Here is a 17,773-nt window from a genome sequence, read left to right as displayed (position 1 = left end):
GGGAGAATTTGGTCAGGTGCATCATGATTATCGATTTCTTGTGCCTCCAATTGACATCCCTTTGGGATCGCGTGCTTGGCAGCATTGGCGATGCGGCAAATAATGCGCTGTCGCGTATGGTTGAGGCTGTTCGCACTTTGTTCGAGGGTGATCCGGAGACGCGGCGCAAAGTGTCTTTCTCCATCGCCATCATCGCGCTGTCCGCCAAGATGGCCAAAGCGGATGGCGCAGTCGTTGCCTCCGAAGTGGAAGCCTTCCGCCAGATCTTCGATTTTCCGCCGGAAGAGGCTAAGAATGTCGCGCGTCTTTATAATCTCGCGCGTCAGGATGTGGCCGGCTACGAAGCCTATGCGGAAAAGCTCGCCAATCTCTGCGGCAGCGGTGCCAAGAACTGCACCATGCTGGAGAATGTGATCGACGGGCTGTTCCACATCGCCAAGGCCGACGGCATGGTGCATGAGAAGGAGATGGCTTTCCTTGCTCGGATCGCCGAGATCTTCGAGATCGACGAAGATCATTTCCGCCGAATTATGGCGCGTCACATCGAGATGGATGGCATTGACCCCTATGCGGTACTGGGCGTTTCCCGCACTGCCGATTTCGATGAAATTCGCCGATGCTATCGCAAGCTGGTGGCAGAGCATCACCCTGACAAGCTGATTGCCCGCGGTGTGCCGGAGGCTCTGCATACCGCTGCCAATGAGCGCATGGCAGCGCTGAACGCCGCCTATGCGGCGATCGCTAAGGAACGCAAGGCAGCATGACCAGACTGATTGCGGATTTCGCCGGCGCGCGCGTCGAGCCGTCGCCGAATCATGGCGAACGCCTGGGCGTTGATGCGCCCGATATGGTCATCCTGCATTATACGGGCATGGATGATCACGGTCGTGCGTTGTCCTGGCTCAAGAATATCCAGAGCGAAGTTTCCAGCCATTATTTCGTCTGGCCGGACGGGCAGGTGGTGCAACTTGTCCCCGAAGAGCGGCGGGCCTGGCATGCCGGCAAAAGCTTCTGGGCCGGCGAGACGGATATCAACAGCCGCTCGATCGGGATCGAAATCGCTAACGCCGGACACCCCGGCGGACTGCCTGACTATCCGCAGGCGCAGATCGATGCGGTCGTTGCGCTGTGCAAGGATTGCATGACCCGCTGGTCGATTCCGGCGGAACGCCTGCTCGGGCATTCGGATGTCGCGCCGCGTCGCAAGGTCGATCCGGGTGAAAAATTCCCTTGGGCAGAGTTGGCGGTGGCGGGGCTCGGCCATTGGGTGGAGCCAAGCCCCATCCGGGGCGGTCGATACTTCCAGCGAGGCGAGACGGGGCAGCCGATCGAGGCTCTGCAGGGCATGCTGGCGCTCTACGGTTATGGCGTCGATATAACAGGCGAATTCTGCGAGAAGACCGAAGGTGCGGTCGATGCCTTCCAGCGACACTTCCGCCCCGAGCGGGTGGATGGCATTGCCGACATGTCGACCATCGAGACGCTGCATCGACTGCTGGTGGAACTGCCGCGCTATCAAGGCGTGCAATAACTGCTGCGGCAAGCTGCGACATTGATTCCGCCCCACCTCGCAAGCTATTGATCCCGAACTATTTTCAAACAAGGCATTTGGCACTTCCATGGCAGCGGATTTCAAATACATCATCGTTGGGCGAGGTATGATGGGGGCGGCGGCTGCTCGCCATCTCACGCGGTGGACGGACGGCGTTGCACTGTTAGGGCCGGATGAACCCGCTGATGCGAGGACACATCGGGGTGTCTTCGGCAGCCATTACGATGAAGCCCGCATCACGCGCACCATCGATCCTGACGGGGTCTGGGCGCTGCTCGCCAACCGCTCCATTGCGCGATATCGCGATCTGGAGAAGGAGAGCGGCGTCGACTTCTATCATGAGGTCGGCTGCCTGATGGTCGGGCCGGAGCGGCAATCCGGCCACGCCTATTTGAAGGGTATCCTCAAGGCCGCCGCCGATCTGGGTGTCAAGACAGAGACGCTTGGCAGCGACGAGTTGACTCAACGCTTTCCCTATTTCGGCTTCGAGGCGAATTGCGAAGGCGTGTTCGAGGCGGCCAATGCCGGCTACGTCAATCCGCGCGCATTGGTGAAGGCGCAGGCTACGGTGGCTGAACGGCAAGGCGCACGCCTGATCCGCGAGACGGCGGTTTCCATCCGCGACGAGGGCGGGCTGGCTGTCGTGCGCACAGCTGAAGGGGCCGAATGGCGGGCGGAGAAAGTGCTGCTGGCTGCCGGTGGTTTTTCCATTGCAGAGAATCTGTTGCCGCGTCCCGTTGAGATGTCGGTTTATGCTCGCACCGTCGCCTTCTTTGAGATCTCGGAGGACGAGCTGCAGCGCTACACGGGCATGCCTTCCCTGATTTACGAGCCGCGCGACCCCACAAAGCACATCTATCTTCTGCCGCCTGTGCGTTACCCCGACGGCAAGGTCTATCTCAAGATCGGCGGTGACCCTGACGATGTCATCCTGACCAAGGATGAGGATATGCGTGCCTGGTTCCGTTCCGGCGGGCGCGCTTCGGTGCGCGATCATCTGTCCGAAATAGTTGCTGGCCTCGTGCCCGATGTCGATCGCAGCCGCATCTCCATGGGCGCCTGCGTTGTCTCCAAGACGCCGTCCGGCTATCCCGCGATTGCCTACACTAATTCGCCCCGCGTGGCGGTTCTGACCGGGGGCTGTGGGACTGCTGCGAAAAGTTCGGACGAGATCGGGCGCCTCGGTGCCGAACTGATGCATGAGGCACGGATCCGGGACGAGGCTTATTCCGTGCCTTTCGTCACGACTTTCCAGTAGCCTTTGCGGTAGCAATCCATTCTGAACTGCGCTAAGGAGCTCCGGCCAGTTGGCCGGGCAGCCGCGCTTTACCAATGCCGAAAGGCGGTAGGGTGAGGAAAGTCCGGGCTCCACGGAAACACGGTGCCGGATAACGTCCGGCGAGGGCGACCTCAGGGAAAGTGCCACAGAAAGGAAACCGCCCCGCTTGCTGTGCTGCTCGTGAAGAGCCGCAGAGCTGGCGGGGTAAGGGTGAAAGGGTGGGGTAAGAGCCCACCGCGTCTCTGGCAACAGAGGCGGCAAGGTAAACCCCACCGGGAGCAAGACCGAATAGGGATGACGCGGGTTCCGCTTGTCGGGGCTACAGCCTGTTTCCGGGCCAGTCATCCGGGTGGGTTGCGTGAGGCAGCGTGCGAACGCTGTCCCAGATGAATGGCTGCCACGTTCCGATGCTTGCATCGGTGCCATACAGAACCCGGCTTACAGGCCAACTGGCAATTTCTCCCTTTCAACCGCAAGGCGGTTTCGTTTTTGCGATGCACTTGAGCTGTGCCTGGCGCTTTGTTGCGCCGCAGCACAAGATCTGAGGTTGCGCTGGAGAGGGTGCTATTGCCAGAATTTCGGTGAAAAATAACCTAATGTACCCCTTAAAACAGATGGTTAGGCTTTCAGTTCGTGCGTCCGGCCCGGCAACGGAGGCTCGCGCACCGCCATGCGCCGCTAACCCTTTGTTAAACTTAACAGGTCATAAATAATTCCGGCCGTCGTGCATCTCGTGGGGCGGCTTCCCATTGACGCCCATAGGGTCCCATGTTATCCCAAAGCCACACTGCGAGCGGGCAATCATGTGCCCTTTCATCGGACAGTTTGAGGTCGCTTCCTTCGGGAAGAACCGGGCGGGTTGGCTCTCGTTCGGCGGCTTTCTTTGTGTCCGGCGGTTCGCGGGGCGTGCGGCGAAATGGTGCGCCGCAATCTTTGAGGGCGGCTGTTTGGCGTTATGAACCGCTTCTTGTCAAATGCGACGAACAGGATCGATGCGAAGGGGCGCGTTTCCGTGCCTGCTCCGTTTCGCGCCGTTCTCGCGGAGCGGGATATCCAGGAGCTTTATTGTCTCCAGGATATGGTTTATCCGGCGATCAGCGTCGGCGGTCTGGATCTGCTCGAGCGGTACGAGCGGCAGATTGCCTTGCTCGATCCATTCTCGCCGGAGGCAAATGCGATGTCGCTGCTGGTTCACGGTGGCGGCGTCTTTATACGGCTCGATGCGGAGGGTCGGTTGATGGTTTCGGATTTCATCCGGAGCTTCACCGGTATTTCGACGGAGGTTACCTTCGTCGGCCGCTCGGACCATTTTCAGCTTTGGCAGCCGCAGGCGTTTCACGAGGCGCAGGCGGCAGCGAGGGAGGGGCGTTCGCAAGCTGCGGTGCGCCCCGTTTGATGCAGGGGAGCGGGATGGCGGCGAATCTTGGCGACGGCGTGTCCGAGGCTGATGGCGGACCGGTTCGTCACATCCCGGTTCTTCTGGCGGAAGTGCTGGCGTCTTTGGCGCCGGCACCCGGCAAGGTTATTCTTGACGGCACGTTTGGCGCGGGTGGCTACACCCGCGCAATCCTGGAGGCTGGCGCCAACGTGATCGCGCTCGACCGCGACCCGACCGCGATCTCCGCAGGCCAAGCGATGGTGTCGGAATTCAACGGTCGCCTGAAGCTCGTTCATTCCCGTTTTTCCAGCCTGGCAGACCATGCGCCGGCCGGTGGACTGGATGGCGTCGTGCTTGATATCGGCGTCTCCTCAATGCAGATCGACGAGGCCAAACGCGGCTTCTCCTTCCAGCGCAACGGGCCGCTCGACATGCGCATGTCGGGTGAGGGCGTGTCGGCGGCGGATGTCGTCAATCGTGCCAAGGTCGGCGATCTCGCGCGCATCTTCGGTTTTCTCGGTGAAGAAAAGCAGGCGGGTCGCATTGCGCGTGCCATCGAAAAGCGCCGGGCTGTCGAGCCTTTCACCACCACGCGCGATCTCGCGAACCTTATCGAAAGCGTCAATCCGCGCAAGGCCAAGGACAAGATCCACCCGGCCACACGCGTTTTCCAGGGCCTGCGCATCTTCGTCAATGACGAGCTCGGCGAACTGGCGCGTGCATTGTTTGCAGTCGAGCGCGCCCTGAAACCCGGCGGCCGTCTGGTCGTGGTCAGCTTCCATTCGCTGGAAGACCGTATCGTCAAGCGCTTCCTGACCGAGAAGTCGGGTCGCGCCGCCGGTTCGCGCCATATGCCGATGATCGAGGACAAGCCGGCGATCTTCGAACCGCTCGGCAAGGGTGTCGTCTCGGCAACCGCGGAAGAGGCGGAAGCCAATCCACGTGCCCGCTCCGCCAAGCTTCGCGCAGCCTTCCGCACCGCTGCGCCCGCGGTGGCTGCCGATCACTCGATTTTCGATCTTCCCGATCTTACCAGCCTCGAGCGGATTGGAGGCTGACATGGTCCGAAGCTTCGATCTCATTCTTATAGGCGTGATGACGGCCATGGCTGTCGTGACCTATACCATCAAGCATCGCGCCGAACTGAAGCTCGAAGAGGTTCACCGCATCGAGCGCGAGATCAAGCTCGAGCGGGATACGATCGATCTCTTGCGCGCCGACTGGGCTTTGCAGACGCAGCCGAACCGTCTGCATCGTCTGCTCAATGTCTATCAGAACGAGCTGGCACTGGTGCCGACGGAGCCGACGCAGTTGGCGCTGCCGCGTGAACTGCCCATGGCCAAGGCGCAGTTGCCGCAGCCTGAAACCACTATCGAAGACCTGATTGCCGGCGCCGACAGCGAAGTCGCCGCGGCTATTCGCGGCGTCAACGCCGCCAAGGCCACGCCCGCCAAGCCGAAGAACCAGGTTCCGAAAATTCCCGTGCCTCTGAAGCGCGGAACCGCCCCCGTCGATGTCATCTCAACTGGATCGGTGCGCCGCTAATGTCATTTCTCTCTCGCATCATGGTTCTGAAAAGCCGGGCCCACTTCTCCGCCGGAGCGCGGGGTGTCCGGTATGGCGGTGACGGCAAGAACTTCGAAGGCATTCGAAAGCGCAAGTCGAAGCAGGCGCGCAACCGCGTTGCGCTGATCATGGCCGGCTTCATGTGCTTCTATTGCGTCATTGGCGGGCGCCTTGTCGTCTATGCGATGAAGGAGCCGGAGAACACCTCCAGCATCCTGCCGCCCGATCGCCTCATGGCGTCCCGTCCCGACATTCTCGATCGCAATGGCGAAGTGCTGGCGACAGACATTCGCACTGTCTCGCTGTTCGCTGAGCCGCACAAGATCGTCGATCCTGATGAAGTCATCGAGAAGCTGCGCACGGTGTTGCCGGACATCGATGTCAAATCCACCTATTCCCGGCTTTCCTCCAAGTCCCGCTTTCAGTGGCTTCGCCGTCAGCTGACGCCGAAGCAGCAGAGCCAGATCCTGGCGCTCGGCATTCCCGGCATCGGCTTCCGTCCTGAAAAGCGACGTTTCTATCCGGGCGGCCCGACGGCATCGCACATCATCGGTTACGTCAACATCGACAACCGCGGCGTTGCCGGCATGGAGCGCTATATCGATACGCAGGGTCTCGCTGATCTCGCCTCCGTTGGCATGACCAGCGACCAGCCGCTGGAGCCGGTGCATCTGTCGATCGACATCCGTGTGCAGGCCATCCTGCGCCAGGTGCTGGTGGACTTCATCGATAAGTTCAAGGCAAAGGGTGCGGGCGCCGTCGTGCTGGATGCCAATACTGGCGAGGTTCTCGCCATGGGTTCGGCGCCGGATTTCGATCCCAACAACCCGGCCGAAGGCGGCGAAGAAGGCTGGCTGAACCGCATGTCGAACGGCACGTTCGAAATGGGCTCCACCTTCAAGTCCTTCTCGCTGGCCATGGCGCTGGATTCGGGCAAGAGCAAGCTGACCGACAGCTATGACGCGCGCTATCCGATCCGCATCGGCGGCTTCACCATCAACGACCTGCACGGCAAGCACAGCTTCCTGACTGTGCCCGAGATCTTCCAGTATTCGTCCAACATCGGCACGGCCAAGATGACGGATCTGGTCAGCATCGATTACCACAAGGACTTCCTGACCAAGCTTGGCCTCCTGACCAAGATGCATACGGAGCTTCCGGAGGTGGCGCAGCCGACGCAGCCGCGTGTGTGGAAGAAGGTGAACCAGATCACCATCTCCTTCGGTCACGGTGTGTCGACGACGCCCCTCCAGACGGCGGTGGCCGGTGCGGCGCTGATCAATGGCGGCAAGCTGATCCAGCCAACGTTCCTGCCGCGCACGCAGGAGCAGGCGGATGCCGTGGCGAACCAGGTGATCAAGCCTTCGACGAGCAAGGACATGCGCTGGCTGTTCGAATGGAACGGCGTCAAGGGCTCCGGCCGCAGCGCGCGCGTTGAGGGTTTCGATGTTGGCGGCAAGACCGGTACGGCCGACAAGGTTGTGAAGGGTCGCTATTCGCGCGAGCACAACTTCAACGCCTTCCTGGCGGCTTTCCCGATGAACAATCCGAAATATGTCGTGCTGACCTTCATCGACGATCCGCGCACGGAAGGTAAGACCATTCCGCCGCTCGCAGCAGAGACGGCAGCCCCGATGGTGAAGGAGATTATTCGCCGGACGGCGCCGATTCTCGGTGTAAAACCGACCTTCGGTGATAATGGCTCCGCCTTGCTTGTGTCCTATTAGGTCATAATAGATCTGCCCGACGATTCGTCTGCGCAGGCGAGCAGACAGTAAGGAAGGGATTTTGATGCGACTGAAAGAGCTTGGCGGAGGAGAATTTCCAGCGCTTGCGGGTCCGGTGGGGGAGCTGGAGATTGCAGGCATTTCTTCCGACAGCCGGAAGATCCGGCCGGGCATGCTGTTCGTGGCGATTGCAGGCAACAAGGCGGATGGCGCAGGCTTCATTCGTGATGCCGTCGAACGTGGCGCGGTGGCCGTGGTCGCAGGTCATGCCACCGAAGCTTCCGTTCCGGTTCTGACCGTCGATCATCCGCGCCGCTTCCTGGCGCTTGCCGCTTCCCGGTTCTACGGTGCGCAGCCTGAAACCATGGTGGCTGTGACCGGAACCGCCGGCAAGACCTCCGTTGCATCCTTCACCCGTCAGATCTGGGCGCATGCCGGTCTAGCCGCGGCACAGATCGGTACGACGGGCGTCGTATCCCCCACGCGCAATGAATATGGCTCTCTGACCACGCCGGACCCGGTCGCGCTTCATGCGCTGCTGAAGGAACTGGCGGATGAGGGCGTGACCCATGCCGCCATGGAAGCCTCCAGCCACGGTCTCGACCAGAGCCGGCTGGATGGCGTGCGCCTTGCAGCTGCGGCCTTCACCAATCTCGGTCGCGACCACATGGACTACCATCCGACGATGGAAGACTACATGGCCGCCAAGATGCGGCTGTTCGATACGCTTCTGCCCAAGGGCAGCCCGGCGGTCATCTTCGCGGATGACGCCTGGTCGGCAAAAGCGATCGAGGCTGCACGCAAGGCAGGCCATGATCTGCGCACCGTTGGCCGCAACGGCGATTTCCTTACCCTGAAGCGGGTCGAGCACTTCCGTCATCGGCAATTGATCGAGGTGCATATCGGCGGCGAAATTTTTGAGGTGAGCATTCCGCTTGCCGGTGATTTCCAGGTTGCCAATGCGCTGGTCGCCGCAGGGCTTGCGATTTCCACCGGTGTTGCGCCGAAGACGGCAATGGCGGCTCTGGAGAAACTGGTCGGCGCTTCCGGCCGCCTCGAACTCGTGGGCCAGACGGGGCAGGGCGCGCTCGCCTATGTCGACTATGCCCATAAGCCAGATGCGCTGGAAAACGTGCTGACTTCGGTTCGGCCCTTCACCACCGGCCGCGTCGTCGTGGTCTTTGGTTGCGGCGGCGATCGCGACAAGGGCAAGAGGCCGATCATGGGCGAGGTTGCGAGCCGTCTGGCCGACATTGCCATCGTCACTGACGATAATCCTCGTTCGGAAGATCCCGCGACCATTCGCTCGGAAATCATGGCGGGGGCGCCCGGTGCGTTGGAAATCCCAGATCGCGCTGAAGCCATTCGCCATGCTGTGCGCCTGTTGGAGGCAGGCGATACCCTGATCGTGGCCGGCAAGGGTCATGAGGAAGGACAGACGATCGGTACGACGGTTCTGCCGTTCTCCGATCACGTCGAGGTTCGCAAGGCACTGGAGGAGACGAAACATTGACATGGTTGTGGAGCACAGCGGAAATGACCGCCGCAATGGGTGGCCGTCCGATCGGTTCGCCCCCGCCTGGCATTACCGGCATTTCGATCGACAGTCGTTCGATTTCGCCCGGTGAGGCCTTCTTCGCCATCAAGGGTGACCGTGTCGATGGTCATGATTTCACGACCATGGCGATTGCCAATGGCGCTGCTCTGCTGGTCGTGGCCGAAGGAAAACTTCCGGCGCTCGGTCGCGTGACGACACCGATGATCGTGGTGGACGATGTGCTGGCCGCCCTCGGGCGGCTGGCCGTGGCGGCGCGTGAACGCAGCCGTGCCCGCATCGTCGCCGTGACAGGCTCGGTCGGTAAGACCACCACCAAGGAGATGCTGCGCACCGTGCTTGCGCCATCCGGCAAGGTACATGCGGCCGTTGCGTCCTTCAACAATCATTGGGGCGTACCGCTGACGCTTGCCCGCATGCCCGAGGATACGGATTTCGGCGTGTTCGAAATCGGCATGAACCATCCGGACGAGATCCGCCCGCTGGTGAAGATGGTGCAGCCGCACGTCTCCGTCATCACCACCATTGCCGCCGCCCATCTGGGCCACTTCAAGAGCATGGACGAGATCGCTGCTGCCAAGGCGGAAATCTTTGAAGGCGTCGTGCCGGGTGGCGCCGCCATCCTCAACCGTGACAACAAGTATTTCGGCTATCTGGAACAGACAGCTCTGGAATGTGGTGTCGCCAACATCTTCAGTTTCGGCCAGCACGCGAAAGCCGATTTCCGGCTCGCGGATTTCGAGGGCAATGCGGAAGGCTCCACCATCTGGGCCGTGATCAACGGCGAAACCGTTGAGGTGCATATCGGTGCGCCGGGCCGTCATATTGCGGAAAATGCCATGGCGGCACTCGGTGTCGTCGTGCTGTTCGGCGCGGATCTGGAAGCCGCGAAGGTGGCGCTGGGGCAGATCCGGGCCGTGAAAGGCCGCGGGCAGCGACAGAGGCTTGCGATTGGTGGCGGCCAGCTGACGCTGATCGACGAAAGCTACAATGCCAATCCTGCCTCCATGCGCGCGGCGATTGCTCTGCTGGCGGCCAGCGAACCTTCGCCCGGCGGGCGGCGGATCGCCATCCTCGGCGACATGCTGGAGATGGGAGAGTTTTCCCAGAAGCTGCATGAGGAGCTGGCTGGGCCGCTTCTGTCCGCCGGCATCGAGCATGTCTGGCTGTCTGGCGAGGCGATGACGGCACTGCGCGATGCGCTGCCGGAAAGCGTGCATGTGGAATATCGGGCGACGACCCCGGAACTGACAGAATTCGTGGTGCAGAATGTGGTGCCAGGCGATGTGCTGATGGTGAAATCCTCCCTCGGCCTTGCCTTCGGCAAGATCGTTTCTGCGCTTGTTGACAACTATCCGGCATTGCCCGACACGGAGCGCCAACTTTGACCGGCAATAAGAAAGACCCAGCATGCTGATCTGGCTTGTGGAGCTCGCGGGCACGTTCCAAATCTTCAACCTGTTCCGTTACATCACCTTCCGCACCGGGGGCGCGCTGTTTACGGGAGCGCTCATCGTCTTCCTGTTCGGACCGAAGATGATCTCTTCGCTGCGCATCCGCCAGGGCAAGGGTCAGCCGATCCGCGCCGATGGTCCGCAGACGCATTTCAAGAAGGCGGGAACGCCCACCATGGGCGGGTTGATGATCCTGACCGGCATTGTCGGCGGTTCGCTGCTCTGGGCCGACCTGTCGAACGTCTACGTCGTGGCGACGCTGCTGGTGACGCTCGGCTTCGGTGCGATCGGCTTCTATGACGATTACCTCAAGGTGACGAAGCAGACGGAAAAGGGCTTTTCCGGTAAGGCGCGTCTTGCCATCGAATTCCTGATTGCAGGCATTGCCGTCTATTTCATGATGCGCACCGCGATCGCCACTACGCCCGCAGGTTCGCGGCTGGCGACATCGGTGGCCTTCCCCTTCTTCAAGGATCTGCTGGTCAATCTCGGCCTGTTCTTCATCCTGTTCGGCGGTTTCGTGATCGTCGCTGCCGGCAATGCGGTGAACCTGACGGATGGTCTTGATGGTCTCGCCATCGTGCCGGTCATGATTGCCGCCGCTTCCTTCGGTGTGATTGCCTATCTCGCCGGTAACGCCGTGTTCGCAGGCTATCTGCAGATCAATTTCGTGCCCGGAACCGGCGAGCTTGCGGTCATCTTGGGCGCGGTGATCGGGGCGGGGCTTGGTTTCCTCTGGTTCAACGCGCCGCCCGCCGCCATCTTCATGGGCGATACCGGCTCACTGGCGCTTGGCGGCCTGATCGGCTCGGTCGCGGTTGCCACCAAGCACGAGATCGTCATGGCGATCATCGGCGGTCTGTTCGTGATGGAAACGCTGTCTGTCATCATCCAGGTCGGTTTCTTCAAGATGACCGGTCGCCGCGTCTTCCTGATGGCGCCGATCCATCACCACTTCGAAAAGCTCGGCTGGACGGAAAGCCAGGTGGTGATCCGCTTCTGGATCATTGCGGTTGGCCTTGCGATGCTCGGCCTCTCCACGCTGAAGCTGCGGTGAGGCGGCGATGATCCCCGTCACGACATTTGCGGGCCGCAATGTTGCTCTTTTCGGCCTGGGCGGTTCGGGCCTCGCAACAGCCAGAGCGCTGGTTGCCGGTGGTGCGCATGTCACCGCCTGGGATGACAATCCTGACAGCGTTGCCAAGGCGAATGCCGAGGGCATCGCGACGGGGGACCTGCACGGCATCAACTGGGCGGAGCAGAGTGCGCTGGTGCTGTCTCCCGGTGTGCCGCTGACGCACCCCAAGCCGCACTGGACGGTGGATCTTGCCCATGGCGCAGGCGTCGAAGTCATCGGTGACGTGGAACTCTTCGTCCGCGAACGCCGGGCGCATGCACCGGATTGCCCGTTCATTGCCATTACCGGCACCAACGGCAAATCCACGACCACGGCGCTGATTGCTCATATCCTCAAATCCAGCGGCCGCGACACGCAACTGGGCGGTAATATCGGGACCGCAATCCTGACGCTCGATCCGCCCAAAGCCGACCGCTTCTATGTGGTCGAATGCTCGTCCTACCAGATCGATCTGGCACCAACGATCAACCCGACCGCCGGCATCCTGCTCAACCTGACGCCCGATCATCTCGATCGTCATGGCACCATGCAGCATTATGCTGATGTGAAGGAGCGACTGGTGGCCGGAGCCCAGACGGCGGTTATCGGTGTCGATGACAGCTATTGCACGGTCATTGCGGATCGCGTCGAACGGGCGGGTGTTTCGGTCAAACGGATTTCAAGGCGCGGTGTTCTGCCGACGGGGCTTTATGCCGAGGGTACGCGCATCCTGCAGGCAGATGGGGGCAATACAGAATTGCTCGCTGATCTTGCCGGCATCGATACGCTGAAAGGCTCTCACAACGCGCAAAATGCAGCTGCTGCCATTGGCGCCTGCCTTGCGGTTGGCGTATCGATCGAGGAGATCAGAGCGGGGCTGAAAAGCTTCCCCGGCCTCAAGCATCGCATGCAGCCGGTGGCCCGCATCGGCAACGTGACTTTCGTCAACGATTCCAAGGCCACCAATGCGGATGCCGCAGCACCGGCGCTCTCCAGCTATGACCGGATCTATTGGATTGCAGGTGGCCTGCCGAAAGCCGGCGGTATAGTCAGCCTCGCGCCACTCTTCCCGCGTATCTTAAAGACTTATTTGATTGGCGAAGCTGCGCCGGAATTTGCCGCGACGCTTGGCGAGGCGGTGCCTTACGAGATTTCGGGCACACTGGACCGCGCCGTGGCGCATGCTGCCGCAGATGCGCTTACCGATGGTGGCGTCTCTGCGGTGATGCTGTCTCCGGCCTGCGCAAGCTTCGATCAATTCAAGAACTTTGAGGTTCGGGGCGATGCTTTCGTTGCCCTGGTTGGAAATCTCGATGGCGTGACCATGCTGATCGAGACGGAAAAGGGGACTTGAAATGGTAAGTCGCGCAGACCGAGGTGCCCTGGCGGATTGGTTCTGGACCATTGACCGCTTCTTTCTGGCGACATTCGTGCTGCTGATGGGCATCGGCTTCATGCTGTCCTTCGCCGCGTCGCCGCCAGTTGCCGAACGTATCGGTCTGCCGAGTTTCTATTTCGTCGAAAAGCATGCGATATTTCTTCTGCCGTCGCTGATCGTTATGATCGGTCTGTCTTTCTTGTCGCCGCGTCAGGTGCGGCGCACGGCAATCATCATGCTTGCCGCGATGATTGCGATGATGGTGCTTGCTTTGTTGTTCGGGGTCGAGATCAAAGGTTCTCGCCGTTGGTTTTCGCTGGGGCCTTTGTCGCTGCAACCCTCCGAATTCATGAAGCCCGCCTTCGTTGTTGTTTGTGCCTGGCTGTTTTCGGAGCATGCGCGCCAGCCGGAAATTCCCGGCAACCTGTTTGCCATCATTCTCTATGGTATTGTGGCGGCGCTTCTCGTGGCGCAGCCGGACCTTGGCCAGACCATCCTGACCAGCGCTGTCTGGGGCTGCATGTTCTTCATGGCCGGCATGCCCTGGCTCTGGATCATTTTGCTCGGCGGTCTCGGTGTTGGCGGTATCGTTTCGGCCTATTACATCTTCCCGCACGTGGCGGGGCGTGTGGACCGGTTTCTGACGGGCGAGGGTGATACCTTTCAGGTGGATACCGCGCGTGAGGCAATCATTCGTGGCAATTGGTTCGGGCAAGGGCCGGGTGAGGGTATCGTCAAGCGCATCCTGCCGGATAGCCACACGGACTTCATCTTTTCCGTCGCGGCAGAAGAATTCGGTATCATCTTCTGCATGGCTTTGGTGGCGATCTTCGCCTTCATCGTTTTGCGTGGCTTGAATCACGCCTATCGCGAGAAGAATGACTTCAACCGTTTCGCCGTTGCTGGCCTCGTGCTGCAGATCGGCATCCAGTCGATCATCAATGTCGGCGTTAATCTGGAACTGATGCCCGCAAAGGGCATGACGCTGCCGCTGATTTCCTATGGTGGCTCGTCCATGATCGCGATCTGCGTGACCGCTGGCTTCATCCTGGCATTGACCCGCCACAGACCGGAAAAGCGCGCGCAGGAACGTAGCCTGTTCCGCGTCTCGCACGGTATTCCCGCAGAGTAGGGACACTTCATGACCAAAGGCATCATCATGCTTGCCGCCGGGGGGACCGGCGGCCATTTGTTTCCGGCGGAAGCGCTGGGACATGAACTTCGCCGTCGCGGCTACAGCGTGCACCTGGTCACCGACAAGCGCGCCGAGCGATTTGCGGGTACCTTCCCGGCGGACGAAATCCATGTGGTGCCGTCTGCTACCTTCGCCTCGAAGAACCCGTTGGCCGTCGGACGCTCGCTGCTGACCTTGTGGACAGGCTATCGCGCAGCGCGGCGCCTGATTGCGCGGCTGAAGCCTGTTGCCGTGGTGGGCTTTGGCGGTTATCCGACCATTCCGCCCATGCTGGCGGCAACGGCGCTGGGCGTGCCGTCTGTGATCCACGAGCAGAACGCCGTCATGGGGCGCGCCAACAAGGCGCTTGCCAGCCGCGTGCAGGCGATTGCGGGCGGGTTCCTGCCTGAAGGCGCCGGCGCCTATGCCGCAAAGACCGTGACGACGGGCAATCCAGTGCGGCCTGCCGTTCTGGCGGCGGCGCAAGTTCCCTATCAACCCTCCCGTGACAACGATCCATTCCGCCTCGTCGTCTTCGGCGGCAGCCAGGGCGCGCAGTTCTTCTCGGGCGCCGTGCCGACTGCACTTGCTCTTCTGACAGAAGATGAGCGCAACCGGATCGTACTGACACAGCAGGCTCGCCCGGAAGATCGCACCCAGGTGGACAGTTGCTTTGGCAAGCTCAAGATATCCGCTGATGTGTCCCCCTTCTTCGGTGACATGGCGGAGCGGATTGGCGCGGCACATCTGGTGATCAGCCGTTCCGGAGCGTCTACCGTATCGGAAATTGCCGTGATCGGACGACCTGCTGTTCTCGTTCCCTATCCGCATGCGCTGGATCACGATCAGGCCGCCAATGCCGCCGCCCTTGTTGCTGCGGGTGGCGCAAAGGTCGTGCCGCAATCGGAACTGTCTGCCGAGAAGCTTGCTGCCATTCTGTCGGCAGCGCTTCGCGAACCGGATCGGCTGGCGCAGATGGCAGAGGCATCTCGCAAGGTTGGCCGCCCCAATGCGGTCGGCTTGCTTGCCGACCTCGTGGTGGCTATTGCTGCGGGCGAAGGACTATCGAAGTTTAAAGGAGTTAGCGCATGAAGATGCCGAAGGCCATCGGGCTCGTTCATTTCATCGGCATCGGCGGGATCGGCATGAGCGGCATCGCCGAGGTGCTTCATAACCTCGGCCACCGCGTTCAAGGTTCCGACCAGGCGGATGGCGCGAACGTTCAGCGCCTGCGTGACAAGGGTATTCCGGTTTTTGTCGGCCATCAGGCGGAAAACCTGGGTGACGCGGAAGTGGTCGTGGTTTCCACCGCCATCAAGAAGAACAATCCCGAACTGATCGCCGCGCGTGAAAAATCGCTGCCAATCGTGCGCCGTGCGGAAATGCTGGCGGAACTGATGCGTTTCCGCAATGCGATTGCCATCGGCGGCACGCATGGCAAGACGACCACCACATCCATGGTCGCAACGCTTCTCGAAGCTGGCGGGCTAGACCCGACCGTCATCAACGGCGGCATCATCAACGCTTATGGCACCAATGCCCGCATGGGTGAGGGTGAATGGATGGTGGTGGAGGCCGACGAATCGGACGGGACCTTCCTGAAGCTTCCGGCCGACGTGGCCGTCGTCACCAATATCGACCCGGAGCATCTGGACCATTACGGCAATTTCGATGCGGTGCGGGCAGCCTTCCGGCAGTTCGTGGAAAACGTGCCCTTCTACGGTTTCGGCGTCCTCTGCCTCGATCACCCGGAAGTACAGAGTCTCGTCGGCAAGATCGAGGACCGCAAGATCGTCACTTACGGTGAAAACGTGCAGGCTGACGCACGCTTCTCGAATGTGCGCATGGAAGGCACCAAGTCGATCTTCGACGTGGAGATTCGCCGCCGTCGCACCGGCCGCGTCTTCACCTTCAAGGACCTGACACTGCCAATGCCAGGCCGGCACAACATTTCCAACGCCACGGCAGCAATTGCCGTTGCCAATCGCCTCGGCATTTCCGAGGAAGATATCCGCAAGGGTCTCGCCTCTTTCAGCGGTGTCAAGCGGCGCTTTACGCTGACGGGGACCTGGAACGATGTCTCCGTCTTCGACGATTACGGTCACCATCCGGTCGAGATCAAGGCAGTGCTGAAGGCCGCGCGCGAAAGCTGCAAGGGCCGCATCATTGCCGTACACCAGCCGCATCGCTACAGCCGTCTTGCCAGCCTGTTCGAGGATTTCGTCACCTGCTTCAACGATGCAGACAGCATCATCCTCGCCCCCGTCTATGCGGCAGGCGAGGATGCGATCGAGGGTATTAATTCGGAAGCGCTGGTTTCTCGCATCCGCGCTGGCGGTCACCGCGACGCCCGTTATATGGCATCGCCCGATGCTTTGGCCGGTTTGATCGCAGGCATTGCGAAACCAGGTGATTTCGTGGTTCTTCTAGGGGCTGGTAATATTACGCAGTGGGCAGCAGCCCTGCCCAAGGAATTGCAAAGCATATCGGGACAGTTTGCATGAAACAGGTGAATGGGGAGAAGCTGCTGGCTTCGCTGGGGTCGGGTGTCAATGAGTTGCGGGGCAGGTTGACGCCTGACGCGCCGATGGAGCGTGTGACCTGGTTTCAGGCGGGTGGTCTGGCCGAACTGATGTTCCAGCCGCATGACGTGGACGATCTGGTCACGTTCCTGAAGCTGCTGCCGGAAGAGGTTCCGCTGACTGTTGTGGGTGTAGGCTCCAACCTGCTGGTCCGCGACGGCGGTATTCCGGGCGTTGTTTTGCGCCTCTCCGCGAAGGGCTTTGGTCAGGTGGAACTCGCTGGCGAGAACCGCATCCTGGCCGGTGCCATCTGCCCGGACAAGCACATCGCTGCCATGGCCATGGATAACGGCATCGGCGGCTTCGCCTTCTACTACGGCATCCCCGGTTCTATCGGCGGCGCGCTGCGCATGAATGCCGGCGCCAATGGCGGCGATACGGCTGCTCGTGTGGTGGAAGTGCATGCAGTGGACCGCCAGGGCAACAAGCACGTGCTCTCAAATGCGGATATGGGCTACACCTATCGCCATTCCGCGGTTCCTGCGGACCTGATTTTCACCCATGCGATCTTCGAGGGCTACTCGGATGAGCGCGCGAAGATCCGGGCCGAGATGGACGCAGTGCGCCATCACCGCGAAACCGTGCAGCCGGTCAAGGAAAAGACAGGTGGCTCCACTTTCAAGAACCCGCCCGGCCACTCTGCCTGGGAGCTGATCGATGAAGCCGGTTGCCGTGGCCTGATGAATGGCGGCGCGCAGATGTCATCGCTTCATTGCAACTTCATGATCAATATCGGCCACGCCACCGGCTATGACCTTGAATATCTTGGCGAGACGGTGCGCCAGCGAGTGTTCGAAAAGTCGGGCATCAAGCTGGAATGGGAAATCAAGCGCCTTGGCATCTTCATGCCGGGCCGTGAGGTAAGACCGTTCCAGGGTGCGACGACGGAGTGAGAGGGAGTTCCTGTCCCAGCATATGGAGCCTCATTCGTCATCAAGTACGAAAATTGCAATCCTGTTCTGTGAAACAGTAATCAGTCGCTTGTCACCCGCGGTTGAGATCTTATGCTGC

Annotated in this window: 15 protein-coding genes and 1 other RNA gene; all 16 read left to right on the top strand. The window is 60.9% G+C overall.

Annotated elements, in window-relative coordinates; all coding sequences use genetic code 11:
* Window positions 1-23: 23 nt before the first annotated feature.
* The 16 genes from Q2T52_RS20685 to murB all read left to right on the top strand — a co-directional run bounded on the left by Q2T52_RS20685 (window position 24) and on the right by murB (window position 17,655).
* A complete protein-coding gene (locus tag Q2T52_RS20685) occupies window positions 24-764 on the top strand; it encodes a J domain-containing protein (RefSeq protein WP_302078744.1) in 741 nt (246 codons plus the stop codon).
* A complete protein-coding gene (locus Q2T52_RS20680) occupies window positions 761-1,531 on the top strand; it encodes an N-acetylmuramoyl-L-alanine amidase (RefSeq protein WP_302078743.1) in 771 nt (256 codons plus the stop codon). Before Q2T52_RS20685 ends, Q2T52_RS20680 begins: the two co-directional genes overlap by 4 nt.
* Before the next feature lie 88 nt (window positions 1,532-1,619).
* A complete protein-coding gene (locus Q2T52_RS20675) occupies window positions 1,620-2,810 on the top strand; it encodes an NAD(P)/FAD-dependent oxidoreductase (protein WP_302078742.1) in 1,191 nt (396 codons plus the stop codon).
* Window positions 2,811-2,855: 45 nt separating this feature from the next.
* Window positions 2,856-3,288, top strand: an RNA gene (gene rnpB, locus Q2T52_RS20670) — RNase P RNA component class A.
* A 498-nt stretch (window positions 3,289-3,786) separates the two neighbouring features.
* On the top strand, window positions 3,787-4,227 hold the full coding sequence (mraZ, locus tag Q2T52_RS20665) for a division/cell wall cluster transcriptional repressor MraZ (protein WP_302078741.1): 441 nt from the start codon (window positions 3,787-3,789) through the stop codon (window positions 4,225-4,227).
* Window positions 4,228-4,241: 14 nt separating this feature from the next.
* Window positions 4,242-5,267 carry a 16S rRNA (cytosine(1402)-N(4))-methyltransferase RsmH gene (rsmH, locus tag Q2T52_RS20660; protein ID WP_302078740.1) on the top strand — a complete coding sequence of 342 codons (1,026 nt, stop codon included), beginning with the start codon at window positions 4,242-4,244 and terminating at the stop codon, window positions 5,265-5,267.
* A 1-nt stretch (window position 5,268) separates the two neighbouring features.
* Window positions 5,269-5,754, top strand: a complete 486-nt coding sequence (gene ftsL / locus Q2T52_RS20655) for a cell division protein FtsL (RefSeq protein WP_302078739.1) — start codon at window positions 5,269-5,271, stop codon at window positions 5,752-5,754.
* Entirely contained in the window at window positions 5,754-7,502 is a 1,749-nt protein-coding gene (locus tag Q2T52_RS20650; RefSeq protein WP_302078738.1) for a peptidoglycan D,D-transpeptidase FtsI family protein, read from the top strand. Before ftsL ends, Q2T52_RS20650 begins: the two co-directional genes overlap by 1 nt.
* Before the next feature lie 64 nt (window positions 7,503-7,566).
* Complete coding sequence (locus tag Q2T52_RS20645) at window positions 7,567-9,015, top strand: UDP-N-acetylmuramoyl-L-alanyl-D-glutamate--2,6-diaminopimelate ligase (RefSeq protein WP_302078737.1); 1,449 nt, start codon at window positions 7,567-7,569, stop codon at window positions 9,013-9,015.
* Window positions 9,012-10,445: a UDP-N-acetylmuramoylalanyl-D-glutamyl-2,6-diaminopimelate--D-alanyl-D-alanine ligase gene (locus tag Q2T52_RS20640; RefSeq protein ID WP_302078736.1), complete on the top strand. Its 1,434-nt coding sequence runs from the start codon at window positions 9,012-9,014 to the stop codon at window positions 10,443-10,445. The genes Q2T52_RS20645 and Q2T52_RS20640 overlap by 4 nt, the downstream gene beginning before the upstream one ends.
* 22 nt (window positions 10,446-10,467) lie before the next feature.
* On the top strand, window positions 10,468-11,568 hold the full coding sequence (mraY, locus tag Q2T52_RS20635) for a phospho-N-acetylmuramoyl-pentapeptide-transferase (protein WP_302078735.1): 1,101 nt from the start codon (window positions 10,468-10,470) through the stop codon (window positions 11,566-11,568).
* A 7-nt stretch (window positions 11,569-11,575) separates the two neighbouring features.
* Entirely contained in the window at window positions 11,576-12,982 is a 1,407-nt protein-coding gene (gene murD, locus Q2T52_RS20630) for a UDP-N-acetylmuramoyl-L-alanine--D-glutamate ligase (RefSeq protein WP_302078734.1), read from the top strand.
* 1 nt (window position 12,983) lies between these two features.
* On the top strand, window positions 12,984-14,138 hold the full coding sequence (gene ftsW, locus Q2T52_RS20625; RefSeq protein ID WP_302078733.1) for a putative lipid II flippase FtsW: 1,155 nt from the start codon (window positions 12,984-12,986) through the stop codon (window positions 14,136-14,138).
* 9 nt (window positions 14,139-14,147) lie between these two features.
* Window positions 14,148-15,272: an undecaprenyldiphospho-muramoylpentapeptide beta-N-acetylglucosaminyltransferase gene (gene murG, locus Q2T52_RS20620; RefSeq protein WP_302078732.1), complete on the top strand. Its 1,125-nt coding sequence runs from the start codon at window positions 14,148-14,150 to the stop codon at window positions 15,270-15,272.
* Window positions 15,269-16,684, top strand: a complete 1,416-nt coding sequence (murC, locus tag Q2T52_RS20615; RefSeq protein ID WP_302078731.1) for a UDP-N-acetylmuramate--L-alanine ligase — start codon at window positions 15,269-15,271, stop codon at window positions 16,682-16,684. Before murG ends, murC begins: the two co-directional genes overlap by 4 nt.
* Window positions 16,681-17,655: a UDP-N-acetylmuramate dehydrogenase gene (gene murB, locus Q2T52_RS20610; protein ID WP_302078730.1), complete on the top strand. Its 975-nt coding sequence runs from the start codon at window positions 16,681-16,683 to the stop codon at window positions 17,653-17,655. The genes murC and murB overlap by 4 nt, the downstream gene beginning before the upstream one ends.
* The last annotated feature ends 118 nt before the right edge of the window (window positions 17,656-17,773 follow it).

Source organism: Rhizobium oryzicola (assembly GCF_030504645.1).
GTDB lineage: Bacteria > Pseudomonadota > Alphaproteobacteria > Rhizobiales > Rhizobiaceae > Neorhizobium > Neorhizobium oryzicola.
This window is presented reverse-complemented; position numbering and strand designations above follow the sequence as displayed.